This is a genomic window from Paenibacillus sp. J5C2022 (genome assembly GCF_025567625.1).
GTDB lineage: Bacteria > Bacillota > Bacilli > Paenibacillales > Paenibacillaceae > Pristimantibacillus.
Window position 1 is genome coordinate 91,510 of sequence record NZ_JAOQJC010000005.1, and the last position, 16,147, is coordinate 107,656.

Consider the following 16,147-nt stretch of genomic DNA (forward strand, 5'->3'; position numbering starts at 1 on the left):
AAGGCCCATCCCGCGAGATGGACCTTCCGGCTGCAAGAACCAATGATTACGCTGCATCCGGGGGCGAAGAAGGAGCCTCAGAAGGCGTCGTGTCCGCCGCCCCCGCATTACCTCCCTGACCTGAGTCCGGATTCGTACTTTCGACCGGCGCAGTGCCCGGCGTCTCTGTGCCCGGCTGCCCCTCGCCTTCGCTAGGGACCTCCGTTCCTTCGTCAGGCTGATTGCCATTGCCGTCAGTCTGGCCGCCATCACCCTGTCCGCCATCACCCTGTCCGTTGTCCCCGGGCTCGCCGGTGCCCAGATCGGGATTGTCGATATCAGGGTCCAGCGGAATTTCCGGAATGCCCAGCTCTCCGTCCGGAATTTCTACTGCGACGGCAGCCGAATTCGCGCTTCTCAAGTTCGATGCGGAATCGTGCGCCACGACATAGTATTCATACGTTTTGCCCGGGAATACCGTCATATCCGTCAGCTTCGTCAGCACGGCCTCTGAGAACAAACTGAATTCTGTGACGCCGACCTCTCTGCGGTATACTTCGTAGGAGATATTGCTATCCTCGCTAGCGTCCCATGATAGCTCCACGAGGACGCCTTGCTCCACATAGGCGGCCTGGAATCCCGATACAGCCGCCGGCGGCTTCTGTTCCTTCACGTTCTCCGGACGCTTGAAACTGCCCTTGTCCACATGCTCCATTGCCGGCCCCATCACTTTCGCGAAGAAGGCTGCGGCTTGCGGACTGCCCTTCATGAGCACATGGTCCTTATCCGTATTGTCATACCCCATCCAGACGGCAGCCGTCCATTCCGGCGTGTAGCCGACGAACCAGGCGTCGCGGATGCCCGATCCCGTATAGCCAGGAATGCCGTGCTGCGTCGTACCCGTCTTGCCTGCAAGCTGGCGGCCGAATGCGGCGCGTTGACCGGAACCGCCCTTCTCTACGACCGCCTGCATAATTTCGGTCAAATACCAGGCCGTCTCGGGGGACATCAGCTGCTCCGCTTTTGGAGCTTCGTACGTGTACGTGTATTTCTTATTATTCTTATTGCTTTCAATTTTTCTAATTGTGTGCGGATCGACCGACTTCCCGTCATTGGCAATGACGCTGTAAGCTGTCGCCATCTGCAGCGGCGAAGCACCCTTCGTCAGTCCGCCCAGCGCTATCGTCAGATTGCGGTCTTCCTTCTCCAGCGTAAAGCCAAGCTTCTCCGCGAAAGCGATACCTTCGCTGATGCCGACTTGATTCAGCAGCCAGACGGAAGCCAGATTGCGGGAATCCTTCATCGCCTGCTTCATGCTGACCGGCGTCGGGCCCCAGCGATCTCTCGGACAATAATCGTTGAAACATTTTTTATCGTTCTCCAGTATCGTCCATGGGAAAAACTTCCCGGACTCCAGAGCCGGCCCGTAGGAAACAACCGGCTTGAATACCGAACCTGGCTGTCTCGGCTTGTCTACGCGGTTCCAGCCACGCTGTTCATACTCCCGGCCGCCGTTCAACGCCTTAATCTCCCCTGTACGGTGGTCGATGATGACCATGGCGCCCTGAACGATATTCTCATCGATGCTTTCCTCGAAATTGCTTGCATCGTTGAACTCCTTGTCCATGACGTCCTGCGCCTTGGGATCAAGCGTCGTATAAATATGATAACCGCCTACACGCAGCTCTTCTTCCGATAGGCCCGTCACTTCGACAGCCTCTTCGATTACGAAATCGACGAAACCGTGATATGAGCCTACCTTGTACTCCGCCTGGCTGGCAGGCACCTCGTAATCTGGCGCCTTCGCTTCGTTCATCTCTTGTTCGCTAATATAACCTTGATCGTACATCAGCTTCAGGACAACCGCGCGGCGCTCCTTGGAGAATTCCGGGTTATTGACCGGATTGTAGCGATTCGGCGCTTTCGGCATCGCCGCAAGTGTTGCGGATTCCCAGAGCTCCAGCTCCGACAGGTCTTTGCCGAAGTAATATTCCGACGCCGCCTTCACGCCATGTATGCCCTTGCCGAAGTAGATGCGGTTCAAATACATCGTCAGTATTTCATCCTTGGACATCTGCTGCTCCAACGCTACTGCGATGGATGCTTCCGTCGCCTTCCGGAAGAAGGTCTTGTCCGCCGACAGGAACACGTTTTTCGCCAGCTGCTGGGTGATCGTGCTTCCGCCTTCCACGGCGCTGCGGGCGATGACGTCCTTCACGACCGCTCGTCCGATCGCCCAGAAGTCCAGACCGGAGTGTTCGCGGAAGCGTTGGTCCTCCGTCGCAATGACGGCGTTCAGCAGCTGTTCCGGAATTTCTTTGAACTCCGCCATTTCGCGATGTTCTTCATAATCGTACAGCTTATTGATTTCGTTGCCGTTGGCATCGTAGATAATGGACGCCTCGCCGAATTCCAGCTTGTCGCCATGCTCCTCCAGTATGCGTTCGCCGTTCAGGATGATGAGCAGATATCCCACGATCGCACAGACGATGCCAAGCACTGCCGCGAAGAATAGTCCGTAGAACCATTTGCGTCCCGAAAAACGTTTTTTCTTTTTCTTTGTCTTTGTCTTTAAAGGTTGTTTGTTCGACTGTCCAGCCATGATGTTTCCCCCCTGTACCCAATTGTGCCGCCTTCGATGTCCAAGCGGCGTTCTCCGTCCAATAATCAGCACTGCGAGCTGCGAAACAACAAAAGCAACCCGTCGTAGGCGGGTTGCTCCTGCATGCCGCTATCTAATAAAACGCAAGAAGTCATCGGAAAGTTTCATTTGGCAAAAAGAGTCAGCTATCCGACGAGCTGTTGTCCTGCTGCATAAGCGATACGTTGCGCTGAGGCACAAATGTGGAAATTGCATGTTTGTACACCATTTGCTGACGGCCTTCGCTGTCAATAATAATGGTAAAATTATCGAATGCCTTAATGGCGCCGCGTATTTGGAAGCCGTTCATTAAAAACACGGTAACCGGAATGTTCTCTTTGCGAAGCTGGTTCAGGAACGTATCTTGAATATTGATAGATTTGTTCATTTGGACGTTACCCCCGTCAAAAAAAAGATTGGTTAGATTTATATTCAAGATGACCTTGAAACTTTCCTGCTATTATAGCATGAATCCGAATCAAATTGTTGTGAAAATTTTCCCCCGCATCAATCCAGTGTATATCCTTCATATGGCGGAACCATGACAGCTGGCGCTTGGCAAATCTTCTAGTATCCCGCTTCAGACGCTCCACAGCGGCTTCATAGGACATCTCTCCGCGCAAGTAAGCGGCTATCTCCTTATAGCCGAGCGCCTGCATCGGGACGGTATGCGGAGGCGCATCCATGCCCAGGAGCCTCTCCACTTCTCCGACAAGACCCTCCTCCAGCATGACGTCAATGCGCTTCTCTATACGACGATACAATTCCGCACGGTCCATTGTCAACCCGAGCAGCAGAAGCTCGTACGGCGACTCGCGCTTCTGGTTCGCCTGCTGACTGCTGAACGTCTCCCCAGTCAGATGATACACTTCCAGCGCCCGAACAATCCTCCGCTGATCGTTGGGATGAAGACGTTCTGCCGCTTCAGGATCGATCTCCTCCAGCTTCGCATGCAGCGCTACGCTTCCATGCTCCTCGGCATATTGCTCTTGTCGCTGCCGGAACGTCTCATCCGAGCCGATATCGGCGAACTGGTATTGATAGCACAGCGACTCTACATACAGTCCGGTACCGCCTACGATGAACGGCAGCTTCCCCCTGCTGTGGATATCAGAGATGGCGGCACGCGCCCGATCCTGAAATTCAGCCGCCGAGAAGGGCTGTGCGGGATCGCATATATCGATCATATGGTGGGGGACGCCATCCATCTCCGATTGTTTAATCTTCGCCGTGCCGATGTCCATTCCCCGGTATACTTGCATGGAATCGCCGGATATAATCTCCGCATTCCAACTTTTCGCAATTTCCAGACTTAACGCCGTCTTGCCGACTGCAGTCGGTCCCAGCAAAACAAGCAACGGCCCTTTATCCTTCTCCAACCTGAATCACTCCGTATGCAATTTTCGTCGATTTCCTGGACGGCAGCTCCAGGAAGCCCAGCCGCTCGAATTCCTCGCTGCCATATTGCTCCTTCAGCACGACGGACTTGCGCGCAATGCGCTTCGCGTGGCCGATCGCTTCCGGCAGCAGCGCTCCGCTGTTCGCAACGGTGCGAATGGCGCCGATGGAGCTGGATTCATATACCGGCCGTCGGAACATGGGATCGAAATATACGATATCCACGCTGTTGTCCGGCTGCTGCTCCAAATAATCCGTATGATTGCGGCATTGCAGCGATATTCGGCGCATCGCCGCGTCCACATCGGGAAGACCGGATTCATAAGTCGCCAAGCCTTCGCTCACAATCGCATGCAGTACAGGCTCGCTCTCCAGCGCCGTGACGCTGCCCTCCTCGCCTGCGGCATAAGCGAACACAAGCGAATCGGAGCACAATCCGGCTGTACAGTCGAGAACGGCATCGCCCCTGCTGCAGCCCGAATAGGCAATTAACGGGTCGCTCTCTCCGGTGCGCAGCCGCTTCACCCGAACCAGCGCCATGCTGGGATGGTAAAATAGCGGCGTATCCGGCTGAGTGCCTTTCCCGTCATAGAATCTGACGCCTTCTTCGGTCGCTACGATAACCCGCTGATCGTCTTGCGCCCCCACGAGCTTGCGCACCGTCGCGTTTCGTCTGGCAATGAGAGGAACGCCAAGTTCCTCCGACAGCTTTCTCGCTTGCGCAAGAAGCTTCTCGGAGGGCTTGACGGATGTCGTAACGATCATGACATCACCCTCTTGAACATTTTCTCCAGCTGATAAGTAGACAAATGAACGATAATCGGCCTGCCGTGCGGGCACGTATACGGCTGATCGCAATCTGCCAGCCGACGCAGCAGCCCTTCTCCTTCTTCTCTCGTCAGCCGGTCGTTCGCCTTAATAGACGCCTTGCACGAGCACATAATTGCCGCTTCCTCCCGCAACTTGCCGATATCGATATGCTTGCGCTCCCGGATGACCAGATCGGCCATCTCCTCCAGAATCGACTCCTCTTGTCCCTTCGGCAGCCATTCCGGACATGCCCGTACGAGAAAGGTCTGGGAGCCGAACGACTCCAGTTCCACGCCGGCAGCGGACATGAGATGCAGCAATTCCTTCAGCTGGGCGGCATCGCCCGGCGTGAACTCCAATGTGATGGGCACGAGAAGCTGCTGACTTGCAGCTACAGGATTCCCAAATTTATGAAGATAATACTCATAATTAATTCGCTCATGCGCGGCATGCTGGTCGATCAAGTATAAGCCGTCCTCCGATTGCGCGATCAAATAAGTGCCATGGTGCTGACCGATCCAGTGCAGCTCCGGGAAGCCCTTCGCCTCCGAAGCGGAAGACTGGCTGACTGCAGCTGATGCAGCAGCTTGCGGGTCATAATCGGTTGCAGAGGCGGCGTGAGAGGATGGCACTGCCGATTCTATCGGTGGCGGCGGCGCGTCTTCAAGCTCTGGCCGCGGCAAGCTTGCGTCACCGATAGAACCGTCGCCGCCGGCGACATAACGTTCTCCTGCCGAGCCATCGGCTGCTCCCCGCTCGCGGAACGATTCGGATCGCTCCGGCCTGGGCGGAGCATATAGCCGTTCCGTCGCACCGGCAGGAACATACTCCCGCTCGACGAATCCGCCGCCGTAACCGGAATTACGCTCTCTCGCAGCGGAAGCGGCCGGAATGGCCGGCTGTGAGGGCGTTGGTGTGCGGTCGTTCACATGAAAGGAGATGGTATCCTGCACGTACTGCGGTCCGCTGCGCTCTCTGCGGCCTGCATCCAATCCTGGCGTATAACGCTGTGCATGCAGCGCCTCCTTCACCGCCTTCTCCAACAGCGCTCTCAGCTCGACTTCCTTGCTGAAGCGCACCTCCATCTTCGACGGATGCACGTTAACATCCAGCAGACTGGGATGCATGCCGAGCTCCAGTACGGCAAGCGGATATCTGTTGATCGGAAGCAGAGTATGATAGGCTTGCAGCAGCGCTCCGTTGATGCTATGGCTTCTAATGTAGCGTCCGTTCACGATTGCCGTAATGCCGTTGCGATTCGCGCGAGTCAACTCCGGCTTGGACACGTATCCCGTTAACGTGTAGTCGCTGTCCGCCGCTTCTACCTTGAGCATCGCTTTCGCCGTATTGCGGCCGTATACCGCTGCTATCACCTGCAATCGGTCTCCCGTTCCCGTCGTGCGCAGCAGCACACTCCCGTTATGCTCCAGCGTAATGGCAATGCCGGGATGGGCAAGGGCTATCCGGTTCATATAGTCAGATATATGCCCCAGCTCCGTCGGGATGGACTTCATATATTTCAATCGGGCCGGCGTATTGTAGAACAGATCGCTTACGCTCATGCTGGTGCCGAGCGGCGCATTGGCGGGCTCGTCCGCCGTAATGGAGCCGCCTTCGATCCGCAGCCTTCTGGCCAGACCGGTATCACTGTCCGCGGATATGCACTCCATCCGCGATACGGCGGCGATACTGGGCAGCGCCTCCCCTCGGAAGCCCAGGCTGGCTATGCGGAACAGATCGCTGCTCGTTGCAATTTTGCTTGTCGCATGACGCAGGAAGGCAGTCTCCATATCTTCTCTTGCGATGCCGCCTCCGTTGTCCGTTACTTTAATCAGCGTCAAGCCGCCTTCGTCAATGGACACATCGATCGTCGTGCTTCCTGCATCAACGGCGTTTTCCACCAGCTCCTTAACGACCGATGCAGGACGTTCCACAACTTCTCCCGCCGCGATTTGGTTGGCAAGCTGCTCCTCCAGCACTCGAATCTTCGTCATATCCGTTTCCCCTCTCCGAATCCTGCTAGCCAACCGTCACTAATCGTTCAGCTTCTGCTTCATCTCATTCAACCATTGCATCGCCTGCATCGGCGTCATATTGAACAGATCCAGCTTGCGCAGCTTCTCGACGAGCTGGTCCCCCTTGGCGCTCCCTTTCCTGCGGTCCTGGTACTCTTGTGCAACAGCCGCTTCTTCGAACATCGACAGCTGTACGATTCCATTCCGCCGCTCTTCGGTTGAAGGCTCCGCGGATGAATTCGGTATGCCGTTCGTTCGGGAGGCTGCCGGCGTTGCCGATGAGTCCCCGCTCTGATCCTGCGTTGGCCCGGAGATGGGCAAGACAGTCTCTCCAGCCGCATGATCGGCGGCAGGCTTAGCTGCATACTCAACGGAGCGCTCCACGGCAGTCTCGGCGATGTCTGTCGCTAAGGAATGCTCCAGGAGATCATAAGCCCGCCCGATGATGGAAGATGGCAGACCGGCAAGCTGCGCGCAATAAATGCCGTAGCTCGTATCCGCAGCGCCCGGAATGAGCTTGCGCAGGAATGTCACGTCGTCGCCGCTTTCCTCGACGGCCATCCTTGCATTCACAAGCGACGGCAGCGACTGCTCCAGATGCGCCAGCTCGTGGAAATGCGTCGATACAAGCGCTTTGCAGCCTACGTGATGATGAATGTATTCGATAACGGCTTGCGCAATCGCCATCCCTTCACCAGTGGAAGTGCCCCGGCCCAGTTCGTCGATAATGACCAGGCTGGACACCGTCGCTTTCTCCGTCATAACCTGGATATCCTTCATCTCCACCATGAAGGTGCTCTGCCCGCCGATCAAGTCGTCCGCTGCACCGATTCTTGTAAAGATGCGATCCGTTAACGGGATCACGGCGCGCTTCGCCGGCACGAAGCAGCCGATCTGAGCCATGATGCCAATAAGCGCCACTTGACGCATGTACGTGCTTTTGCCCGCCATGTTGGGACCGGTGATTAGCAGGATCGAGTGATCGGGACGGGCCAGACTCGTGCCGTTCGCTATGAAGCTCGTCCCCTCCATCACAGCCTCTACAACGGGATGGCGTCCATCCTCTATGGTCAGATCGTACGCTTCGCCCACTTCCGGCCGCGTGTACCTCCGCTCGGCGCTTACGGTAGCCATGGACTGATAGACATCCAGCTCCGCAATAAGCACGGCAGCCTTCTGCAGGCGATGCAGATGCAACGCGATGTGATCGCGAAGCTCCAGGAATCGGGTGTATTCCACGTCTACCATTTTGTCCTCTGCTTCCAGGATGAGCCTTTCCTTCTCCTTCAGTTCCGGAGTAACGAACCGCTCCGCATTGGCAAGCGTCTGCTTCCGCTCGTACCTGCCTTCCGGCAGCATGGACAGGTTCGCCTTGGACACTTCGAGGTAATAGCCGAACACTTTGTTGTAGCCGATCTTGAGCGACTTGATGCCCGTCGCCTCGCGTTCTCTTCGCTCCAGCTCCGCCAGCCACTTCTTCCCGTTCGTGCTGGCTTCGCGCAGCTGATCCAGGTAATCGTCGTAGCCGGATCGGATCAGCCCGCCTTCCCGAATCGACAACGGCGCATCTTCCACAAGCACGGTGTCGATCATATCCGCCAGATCGGCACAATCGTCGGCATTCTCGACGAGACTGATCAGCACGTCGGCACCGGAACTCAAGCACATCTCCTTCAACTCCGGAATGCGGCGCAGAGAGGATTTCAGCGCGTTCAAATCGCGGCCGTTCGCATTGCCGTAGGCCACTCTTCCAACGAGCCGTTCCAAGTCGTAGATCGGCTGCAGTTGAGCGCGCATATCCTCTCGCAATATGAGATTCCGGTACAACGTCTCCACCGCATCCAGCCGGCGGGCTATCGCCGAGGCCGACAGCAGCGGCTTGTCAATCCAGCGCCGCAGCAGCCTCGCCCCCATCGCCGTACCCGTGCGGTCCAGCAGCCAGAGCAGCGAGCCCTTCTTGCTGCGGCTATGCACCGTCTCCGTCAGCTCCAGATTGCGTCGCGTATAATGGTCCAGCACCATGAACTGATTCGGTTCGTAGGCGGTGATCGACTGCATATGGGACAAGGCTCGCTTCTGCGTCTCCTCCAGGTAGCTTACAAGAGCGGCGACCGCCTTGCGTCTGGCGGCGCTAAGCTCCTGCACTTGCCCCTCGTCGAACTTCTGCCGCAGCTGCTCTTCGCCCTTCTCGCCGCACGCCGTCATCGGCAGCTGCCTGTTCCATGCCGCTTCCGCCTTCAGCTTCGCGAGCAATTCCCCGTCGCCGACAAGCTCTGACGGCTCATAGACCGTAAGCTCGTCCAGCAGCGCAGTCATGCCTTCAGGGAAAGAGGTCACATAGAGCTCGCCCGTGGACAGGTCACATGCAGAGAGGCCCAGCATGCCGTCTACGCTTACGACGGATGCGATGAAATTGTTCGTCGTCCCGTCCAGCGACTTGTCTTCCATGACCGTGCCCGGCGTGATGACTCTTACAATCTCCCTGCGCACGACGCCTTTGGCTGCCGAAGGGTCCTCTACTTGCTCGCAGACAGCCACTTTATAGCCTTTGTCGATCAGTCTGCTGATATAATTGCTAGCGGAGTGATAAGGCACGCCGCACATGGGAATCTTTTCCTTTCCTCCGCCATCCCGTCCAGTAAGCGTAATCTCCAGCTCTCTGGCGGCAAGCACGGCGTCGTCGAAAAACATTTCATAGAAGTCGCCGAGACGAAAAAATAAAAAAGCGTCCTTCGCTTCTTCTTTTATAGCCAAATATTGCTGAATCATCGGAGTGTAACCAGCCACTTGCGTTCCTCCCGAAAATTGATAATGAACACCATCTCTTCATTATAACAATCGACGGAGGGCTATGCACTATGCGGGAGCTAATTAATGGTACATCGAACTGCCAAATTGCTTCGTTCGCCCCGGAGAGAGCGGCCTATCGCACAAAATGGTCACATTGGGGCACGGGGTATACTGAAAAGCGGGCCTTATCGCTCATTTTGCTCACATAGCCCTGAAAAATAGCTGAAAATTATGCGCTATCGCTCATTATGCTCACATAGCTCTGCCAAGAGTGCCACGTGCGCCTCCAAATAGTTCTCTATCGCTCATTTTGCTCACATAGCCCTGAAAAATAGCTGAAAATTGTGCGCTATCGCTCATTATGCTTACATAGCCCTGCCAAGTGTGCCACGTGCGCCTCCAAATAGTTCTCTATCGCTCAAAATGGTCACATTGGAGCACGAGGTATACTGAAAAGCGGGACTTAACGCTCATTTTGGCTGCATAGAAACGCGAGCAGTTTAACCACTGCTTAACGATAGTATTAGATGAGATAACGAGCTACGTGTCAAAAGAAATTCCAGAAAGCTTGACACGATCATTCACTGTTTATTATATTTAATAATATCCTTAATTAAGGGGTTGTTTAATTGGTTGCGAAAGACACACTCAGCCTCATCTTCGCCGCTCTCGCCGATCCGACACGCCGGAATATCCTGACCAGACTGTCACAGAGAGCCGCTACAGTCGGGGAAGTCGCTGAACACTTCGAGATAAGCGCCCCCGCAATCTCCCAGCACCTCAAAGTGCTGGAGCGAGCAGGACTGATCGAACGAACTGCGAACGCCCAGTGGCGGACCCTTACGATGCGCACGGAGCCTCTTGATGAGGCATCAGCCTGGGTCGATCAGCACCGCCGCGAATGGAATCAACGCTTCGATGTACTGGAAGAACACCTCAAAACGATGACCAAAAAGGAGGAACAATAATTATGTCTGCATCCCCATCGGAATTCACCATTACACGAACACTAAATGCCCGCCGCGAGCTCGTGTGGCGCGCTTGGACTGAAGAGAAGGAGCTTGCCGCCTGGCTGCCATCAACACCCCTGGAGTCCATCTCCTTTGACGTCCGTCAAGGTGGACGCTACCGTTATACCATGATCAATGCCGAGACAAAGGAGGAATTTCACACCGGAGGCGTGTTCCTCGACGTCATTCCTTTCGAACGGCTCGTCTTCACCTGGGGTTACCCCGATGCTCCCGTCGAGGATTCCCCCGTCGTAACCCTGACCCTTATCGAGAAAGGCGACAACACCGAGATGATCTTCCACCTACGCGGATATGCGGGTCACCCCGGTGATCAGTTCGTGTACGACGGCTGGTCCGGAACATTCGACAATTTGACGACACACCTGCGCGGTCAGAACAACCCAAAACTATAAAATCGCATCTACAATTCAGACTTATTTCCCACAGACAGCATGTTCTTGCCACTTGATATCGCAAAAAAGAAAAAATTGATGCTTTGAAATCCATGGACGAGCGAGTAAATGTGGGGAAGGAATAGCTTGTATAAGGAAGTGGAATTATGAAAATTCGTCAAATTGACCATATAGGCATAATCGTCAATGATCTTCCTGCTGTTAAAGCGTTTTTTCTTGACTTTAGAAAACACATATAAGTTATGCGGACCGGAAGGAATTATATTGAAACTGGCTGAGAGAATCAACTAAATGGGAACAGGAAATACGAACTGTACTATTCTGTCCAAGCCTAATAACGAAGCTGCTTCATTCCTTCGTTCGCAGCATCCCCTTGGACCAGGTCGGCATCCCATCTGTTGGAGCAGCTTGCAACGGGATGCGCCACTTGTGGCGAAAGTCCAGCTTCTCATCCCACGTCTTGCCTTGCCGAGCTGCATCAAGCAGCGGCTCGATGTATACAGAGAGCGCCGAATAGCTCTCCGTCGCTGATATCGTCGAGGCGATGTCATCCAGGCAGCCGGCGAGCTCCGAGCGGTCGCCGGCGTAGTAGGCCGCCGCATATCGCCCGTCATCAGCGGGTATGCGCGGCAGCCGATGCGCCTCGCGGGCGCACAGCAACGCCAGCGCGAAGGCGGCCTTGGCCGCTGCCGGGGCGATGAGCCAGCTCGGCAGCGTACGGTATTCGAACCCGCCATGCGGCTGATAGCGGAAGTCCCCGAGCCCGCCGTAGCGGGGACGACGCCCTCGCCCGGCGGGGTCCTCCACCAGCGCAAGCGGATACGCCACGCAGCTGTCGAGGCAGCGGAGCAAGCGCCCAGTGAGCGGCGCTCCGCTAATATGGATGTGCCCGCCGAGCGCCAGCCCCGGCACGGGCATCGCACCCGCGACCCAGCGCAGCGACGGGTCGTTCACCTTCGCGGCGGCGCGCAGCAGCAAGCGCAGCACATTCGCGGCCAGCGCGGCGGGGTCGGCAGCCGGCGCGGGCCGTAGCTCGGCGACGGGGTAGAGCAGCCGCCGGCTCACCAGCAGCGCGTCGGCGCCGGTCGCACCGGCGGCGCCAGCGCCGAAGAAGCGCGCGGCCGAGGCCAGCCTGCCGTCCGGCCGCAGCAGCGCGAACTCCGGATCGGCGCCAAGCAGAATGCTCTGCCGACCCGGATCGCCACCGCTTGCCGCATACCACTCGGCAAGCGGCTCCAGCACCGCCTGCGGCAGCTCGGCGGCGCCCAGCGGACGGGCGCGACGCAGCGCCACGCGCCCGTCGCCGCCAAGCGCCACCTCCGCCTCTCCGGCATCCAGGCGGAGAGCGTACAGCGCCCGCACAGCGGTGTACGCCACGCGGCGCAGCAGCGCATCTGCCGGCCAGCTGTGCTCACCGGCCGGCCATTGCGGCGGCGACAGCAGCTCGCCGCCGTCGTTATCGGAGCGCCGGAGCGACACCGGCGCCAAGCAGACAGCCCGCACCAGATACGTCCGCTCGCTCTCCAGCCGATCACGGACGGGCAAGCCGCATCGCCGCCACAACGCTCTCTGCTTCGACTCGTCCATCGTCAGCGCAACTGAAGCTCCCGTATTCAGCAGCCACGCTCCCCGACAACGGGATTCTAGCATCGTATCCCTTGGCCAAGCCGGGAGGATTGCGTCGCCGATCCCCGGCTTGACCCCGGAGATCTCAGCTGGCTGCCCTGGAGGCGACCATCGCGCCGCACGGGAAGGCGACTGCTGCTCGCTGCAATGCAGAGTTGCAGCGGGCATGAATTCCTCGTCAGTCCCCGGCTGCCATATCCATAATGTCGCCATTCGCCATACCACTCCTTCCCGCGAATACACCGCTTCCACACGCGCTTGCCGAAGGCGTCAGGAGCTTATTCACCGCCCAATCCGCTTCCACCAAACAAAAAGAGGGCTTCCGCCCTCAAGCCTGCCGTATGCCCGGCATATAATGCGGTACTAGGCCGCAAAAAAAATTACAGCTCGTCGTCGAGCAGGTCGGAATCCAGATCCTCGTAGTCCCCGTCTTCTTCGCCGAGCGTGAAAGCCATATCCTTGTCGTCCATGTCGCTGCAACCGCCTGGAACGACAGCTACGCATACTTTCGTCTCGGCGATCATCTCCACCGCGAATTCGCGCTCGACGCGAACGACGACGCTGGAGCCGTTCGATGAAATATTGGCTTCAATGCAATTCGGCTCCTGAAGCACCTCTGCGGCAACCTCCTCCGTCGAGGCCCTATGTTTCGGATCCACATATGAGAGCGGCACATTTTCCACGAATTGTACGGATTCCTTGGCAACATCCGTTTGCGAGTTATTGTTGTAAGAATACCAGATATTAATGTCGTAAGTACCGATCACTTCAATTCCGTCACCTGAACGAACCGCTTCATACTGATGATTAATAATCCATGCGCCCAGAATGCTGGTAGGCTTATGAGGCGGTGTAACGGTATGGGTGACTGTAGTAAACTTACGACCCTTGCCGCAGACAGCTTTCGTAATTATTTCTCTGCACTGGAGCTGTTTATCTGCAATAGTCATTGACTTAACCTCCTCCATACAATCATTCATTTAAAGTGTATGCAGGTCATAGGCGTTTGTTGATTAAACAGGTCTGCAAAGCGAGAAATTTTACACGTCCCATCCCAAGGATATCGCCTACGCGCAATACACCATAACTCGCCATCGACTACCACGCCGCCGGACGCTGATAGTCCATATGTATGCTGCCGTTCGGCGCCTTATGAGAAAATTTTTTCAAAGTCCTTTGAGAATGTACGTGTAATAGAGATCAGTTTTCCAAGCTTCGTATCAGGTTCAAATCTACATTGCTTATGTGATGGATAAAGAAGGCTGTATTCGTATAACGTAAATTGTTTCTTTCCATTTAGTTATTGATTAATCCTTGCATAAAACAAAGCAGCAATTCCGATTGTTGCAATGAAAGTAAGTATGACAAATAGAGTATATCCAGCTTTCGTCTTCGTAACGGCATGTTTATCGTAAAAATCAGAGCTGCGCCTGAAACATCCCATCCATAGCTCCCCAACTAAATGAATTACGACCAGTATGAAGTTTTTAATCAGTGCCATAATTTGAACACCTCATTTTCTAATATTACTCACACTATATCATTATTATCCATATTTTACATCAACACTTTCTACCACTATCAAACTACACCGATACATATTTTCGTGATGCCATTACTTTATGCATAAATCGATGCAGCCTCAATAATCACTTCACAACCGTCTCCCTCGGCTTCTTCTGCAGCCGCTTCGCGATGGACAAGTATCGCTCTACTTCCCGAAGCAGATTGTACAGCGTAGCCCTTACCTCGAATTCCTCCCGGGTTGCCGGCAGCCGCATCTCCTTGAACCTCCGCTTCATCTCGTACAGCTTGCGCTCCGCTCCGCCGCGGTACACCTCGGACTTCACATCGCCGGACAGCTGCTCCAGCAGCTGCGCCATCCATTCATTCTGAGGCAGCTTCTCATAGACGAAAGCCAGATCCGTCAGCATCGAGCTGATGGAATCCAGCTGCTGCTTCCGCATCTCGAAGTAGATGGCCCAGTATGGCTCATGCCCCCATAACCGGTTCTCCTTGCTGCGCAGAGACAGTTGGCTTCCTTCCCCGATCGCCTGTTCGACGGCTAACAGCTCTTCTCCTCCCCATAAGTGGGCGGGATCGCGCAGCGTCAGCGCCATCTGCCGGAACATCTCGCCGAACATCCGCTCCGTCTCTTCGCGCAGCTGCTTCAAGCCATGCTCCTCCTTGGGCATGTACAAAAAATTAATAACCGTAGCCCAGCCAAGTCCGACGAGCAGCAGCACAATCTCATTGGCGATCAGCGCTCCGTTCACTTCGCCGTGATCGAAGATGTGAAACACAATGACAGCGCTCGTCAATATGCCGTCCTTCAGCTGGAACCTTGCCAATATCGGAAAAGTGATCATTATAAAAATCGCCACTGACCAGTATTGAAAACCGAGCAGCGTAAAGATGAGAGAGCCGAAAAAAAGACCCAGCACCGATGCGACGAACCGGATGGAGACGCTCTTCAGCCCCTTCATCCGCGTCACTTCAACGCCGAGTATAGCCATAATTCCGGCGGATAACGCCGGTTCTATTCCTAAATACATTGCCGTGTAAATGGCCGCGATTGCTGCAACGGCCGTCTTGATGACGCGAATTCCCATGATGCATTCCCTCAAGTCCGGATAAGATGTCGATACTTGGCCGATATTGGCCCTATCTCATCCTACCGTTCCCGCCAGCCCTGCGTCAACTTTCTCTCCAGCGCAGCCACCAGCTGGTACATCATCGTCGCGACGACGCCTATCACTACCAGACTGGAGAGCACGAGCGTAAAGTTGAATACCTGGAATCCGTATATGATCAAGTAGCCGAGTCCCAGCTTTGCCACCAGAAATTCTCCCACGATCACGCCGACCCAGGACAAGCCTACGTTCACTTTCAGCGTGGAGATGATGACGGGAAAGGAGCCCGGCAGAATGACGAGCCGGAACAGCTGGGGCTTCGACGCGCCAAGCAAGCGGACGACCTTGATATAACCGCTGTCAATCTCCCGGAACCTGTTATAGATGTTGATCGTTGTAATGATGACCGTGACCGACAGTGATATCGTCACAATCGACATCAAGCCTGGACCCAGCAGCACGATAAAAATGGGGCCAAGCGCCACTTTCGGCATGCTGTTCAGCACGACCAGATAGGGGTCCATTACCCGCGACAGGAACGGGAACCACCAGAGCGCAGCGGCAATGGCCGTGCCGATGACCGTACCCAGCGCGAAGCCGGTTACCGTCTCGACGACCGTCATGGCCACATGCGGCCAGATGGAGCCATCTGCCATCGTTGTGTACAGCTGATGGAATATTTTCGTCGGGTAGCTGAACAGCAACGGATCGATCCATCTCTGTCGACCAGCTGCTTCCCAGAACGATAGGAACAGCAGCAGCAATAAAAGCTGCGTCGTGCCGACACCTGCGGAAATTCTGCTCATTCGCCGCTTGTAATCGCCATGAAGAC

General features: G+C 55.7%; 13 protein-coding genes. 2 read left to right on the plus strand and 11 right to left on the minus strand.

The features are described from left to right. Positions 1-46: 46 nt before the first annotated feature. The 6 genes from M6D81_RS05700 to mutS form a co-directional block, all read right to left on the minus strand. Positions 47-2,581: a PBP1A family penicillin-binding protein gene (locus M6D81_RS05700; protein ID WP_262675861.1), complete on the minus strand. Its 2,535-nt coding sequence runs from the start codon at positions 2,579-2,581 to the stop codon at positions 47-49. Positions 2,582-2,762: 181 nt separating this feature from the next. Continuing rightward, positions 2,763-3,008 carry an RNA chaperone Hfq gene (hfq, locus tag M6D81_RS05705; protein ID WP_262675862.1) on the minus strand — a complete coding sequence of 82 codons (246 nt, stop codon included), beginning with the start codon at positions 3,006-3,008 and terminating at the stop codon, positions 2,763-2,765. A gap of 16 nt (positions 3,009-3,024) precedes the next feature. Next, positions 3,025-3,999 (minus strand): tRNA (adenosine(37)-N6)-dimethylallyltransferase MiaA, encoded by a 975-nt coding sequence (miaA, locus tag M6D81_RS05710; protein ID WP_262675863.1) that lies wholly within the window; start codon positions 3,997-3,999, stop codon positions 3,025-3,027. Continuing rightward, a complete protein-coding gene (locus M6D81_RS05715) occupies positions 3,986-4,783 on the minus strand; it encodes a class I SAM-dependent methyltransferase (protein ID WP_262675864.1) in 798 nt (265 codons plus the stop codon). The genes miaA and M6D81_RS05715 overlap by 14 nt, the downstream gene beginning before the upstream one ends. Beyond that, entirely contained in the window at positions 4,780-6,822 is a 2,043-nt protein-coding gene (gene mutL / locus M6D81_RS05720) for a DNA mismatch repair endonuclease MutL (RefSeq protein WP_262675865.1), read from the minus strand. Before mutL ends, M6D81_RS05715 begins: the two co-directional genes overlap by 4 nt. A 39-nt stretch (positions 6,823-6,861) precedes the next feature. Next, complete coding sequence (mutS, locus tag M6D81_RS05725) at positions 6,862-9,630, minus strand: DNA mismatch repair protein MutS (protein WP_262675866.1); 2,769 nt, start codon at positions 9,628-9,630, stop codon at positions 6,862-6,864. A gap of 632 nt (positions 9,631-10,262) precedes the next feature. Here mutS and M6D81_RS05730 point away from each other — a divergent pair. Continuing rightward, the gene (locus tag M6D81_RS05730; protein WP_262675867.1) at positions 10,263-10,601 is read left to right on the plus strand and encodes an ArsR/SmtB family transcription factor; all 339 of its coding nucleotides are present in this window, start codon (positions 10,263-10,265) and stop codon (positions 10,599-10,601) included. A 2-nt stretch (positions 10,602-10,603) separates the two neighbouring features. Beyond that, the gene (locus M6D81_RS05735; RefSeq protein WP_262675868.1) at positions 10,604-11,056 is read left to right on the plus strand and encodes an SRPBCC family protein; all 453 of its coding nucleotides are present in this window, start codon (positions 10,604-10,606) and stop codon (positions 11,054-11,056) included. Positions 11,057-11,404: 348 nt separating this feature from the next. Here the strand turns inward: M6D81_RS05735 and M6D81_RS05740 are convergent, their stop codons facing one another. From M6D81_RS05740 to M6D81_RS05760, 5 genes are all read right to left on the minus strand, one after another. Next, a complete protein-coding gene (locus tag M6D81_RS05740; RefSeq protein ID WP_262675869.1) occupies positions 11,405-12,643 on the minus strand; it encodes a putative amidoligase domain-containing protein in 1,239 nt (412 codons plus the stop codon). A gap of 419 nt (positions 12,644-13,062) precedes the next feature. Then, the gene (locus tag M6D81_RS05745; RefSeq protein WP_262675870.1) at positions 13,063-13,632 is read right to left on the minus strand and encodes an outer spore coat protein CotE; all 570 of its coding nucleotides are present in this window, start codon (positions 13,630-13,632) and stop codon (positions 13,063-13,065) included. A gap of 350 nt (positions 13,633-13,982) precedes the next feature. Then, positions 13,983-14,183 (minus strand): hypothetical protein, encoded by a 201-nt coding sequence (locus M6D81_RS05750; RefSeq protein ID WP_262675871.1) that lies wholly within the window; start codon positions 14,181-14,183, stop codon positions 13,983-13,985. A gap of 148 nt (positions 14,184-14,331) precedes the next feature. Beyond that, entirely contained in the window at positions 14,332-15,294 is a 963-nt protein-coding gene (locus M6D81_RS05755) for an aromatic acid exporter family protein (protein WP_262675872.1), read from the minus strand. A gap of 62 nt (positions 15,295-15,356) precedes the next feature. Further along, the gene (locus M6D81_RS05760) at positions 15,357-16,121 is read right to left on the minus strand and encodes an ABC transporter permease (protein ID WP_262676011.1); all 765 of its coding nucleotides are present in this window, start codon (positions 16,119-16,121) and stop codon (positions 15,357-15,359) included. Positions 16,122-16,147: the final 26 nt, after the last annotated feature.

Bases quoted from the DNA above. Each gene is read 5' to 3' on its own strand.
- hfq (WP_262675862.1), bottom strand. From the start codon at position 3,008: ATGAACAAATCTATCAATATTCAAGATACGTTCCTGAACCAGCTTCGC.
- M6D81_RS05700 (WP_262675861.1), bottom strand. From the start codon at position 2,581: ATGGCTGGACAGTCGAACAAACAACCTTTAAAGACAAAGACAAAGAAA.
- M6D81_RS05735 (WP_262675868.1), top strand. From the start codon at position 10,604: ATGTCTGCATCCCCATCGGAATTCACCATTACACGAACACTAAATGCC.
- M6D81_RS05760 (WP_262676011.1), bottom strand. From the start codon at position 16,121: ATGAGCAGAATTTCCGCAGGTGTCGGCACGACGCAGCTTTTATTGCTG.
- M6D81_RS05715 (WP_262675864.1), bottom strand. From the start codon at position 4,783: ATGATCGTTACGACATCCGTCAAGCCCTCCGAGAAGCTTCTTGCGCAA.
- M6D81_RS05755 (WP_262675872.1), bottom strand. From the start codon at position 15,294: ATGGGAATTCGCGTCATCAAGACGGCCGTTGCAGCAATCGCGGCCATT.
- mutL (WP_262675865.1), bottom strand. From the start codon at position 6,822: ATGACGAAGATTCGAGTGCTGGAGGAGCAGCTTGCCAACCAAATCGCG.
- M6D81_RS05745 (WP_262675870.1), bottom strand. From the start codon at position 13,632: ATGACTATTGCAGATAAACAGCTCCAGTGCAGAGAAATAATTACGAAA.
- M6D81_RS05750 (WP_262675871.1), bottom strand. From the start codon at position 14,183: ATGGCACTGATTAAAAACTTCATACTGGTCGTAATTCATTTAGTTGGG.
- M6D81_RS05740 (WP_262675869.1), bottom strand. From the start codon at position 12,643: ATGGACGAGTCGAAGCAGAGAGCGTTGTGGCGGCGATGCGGCTTGCCC.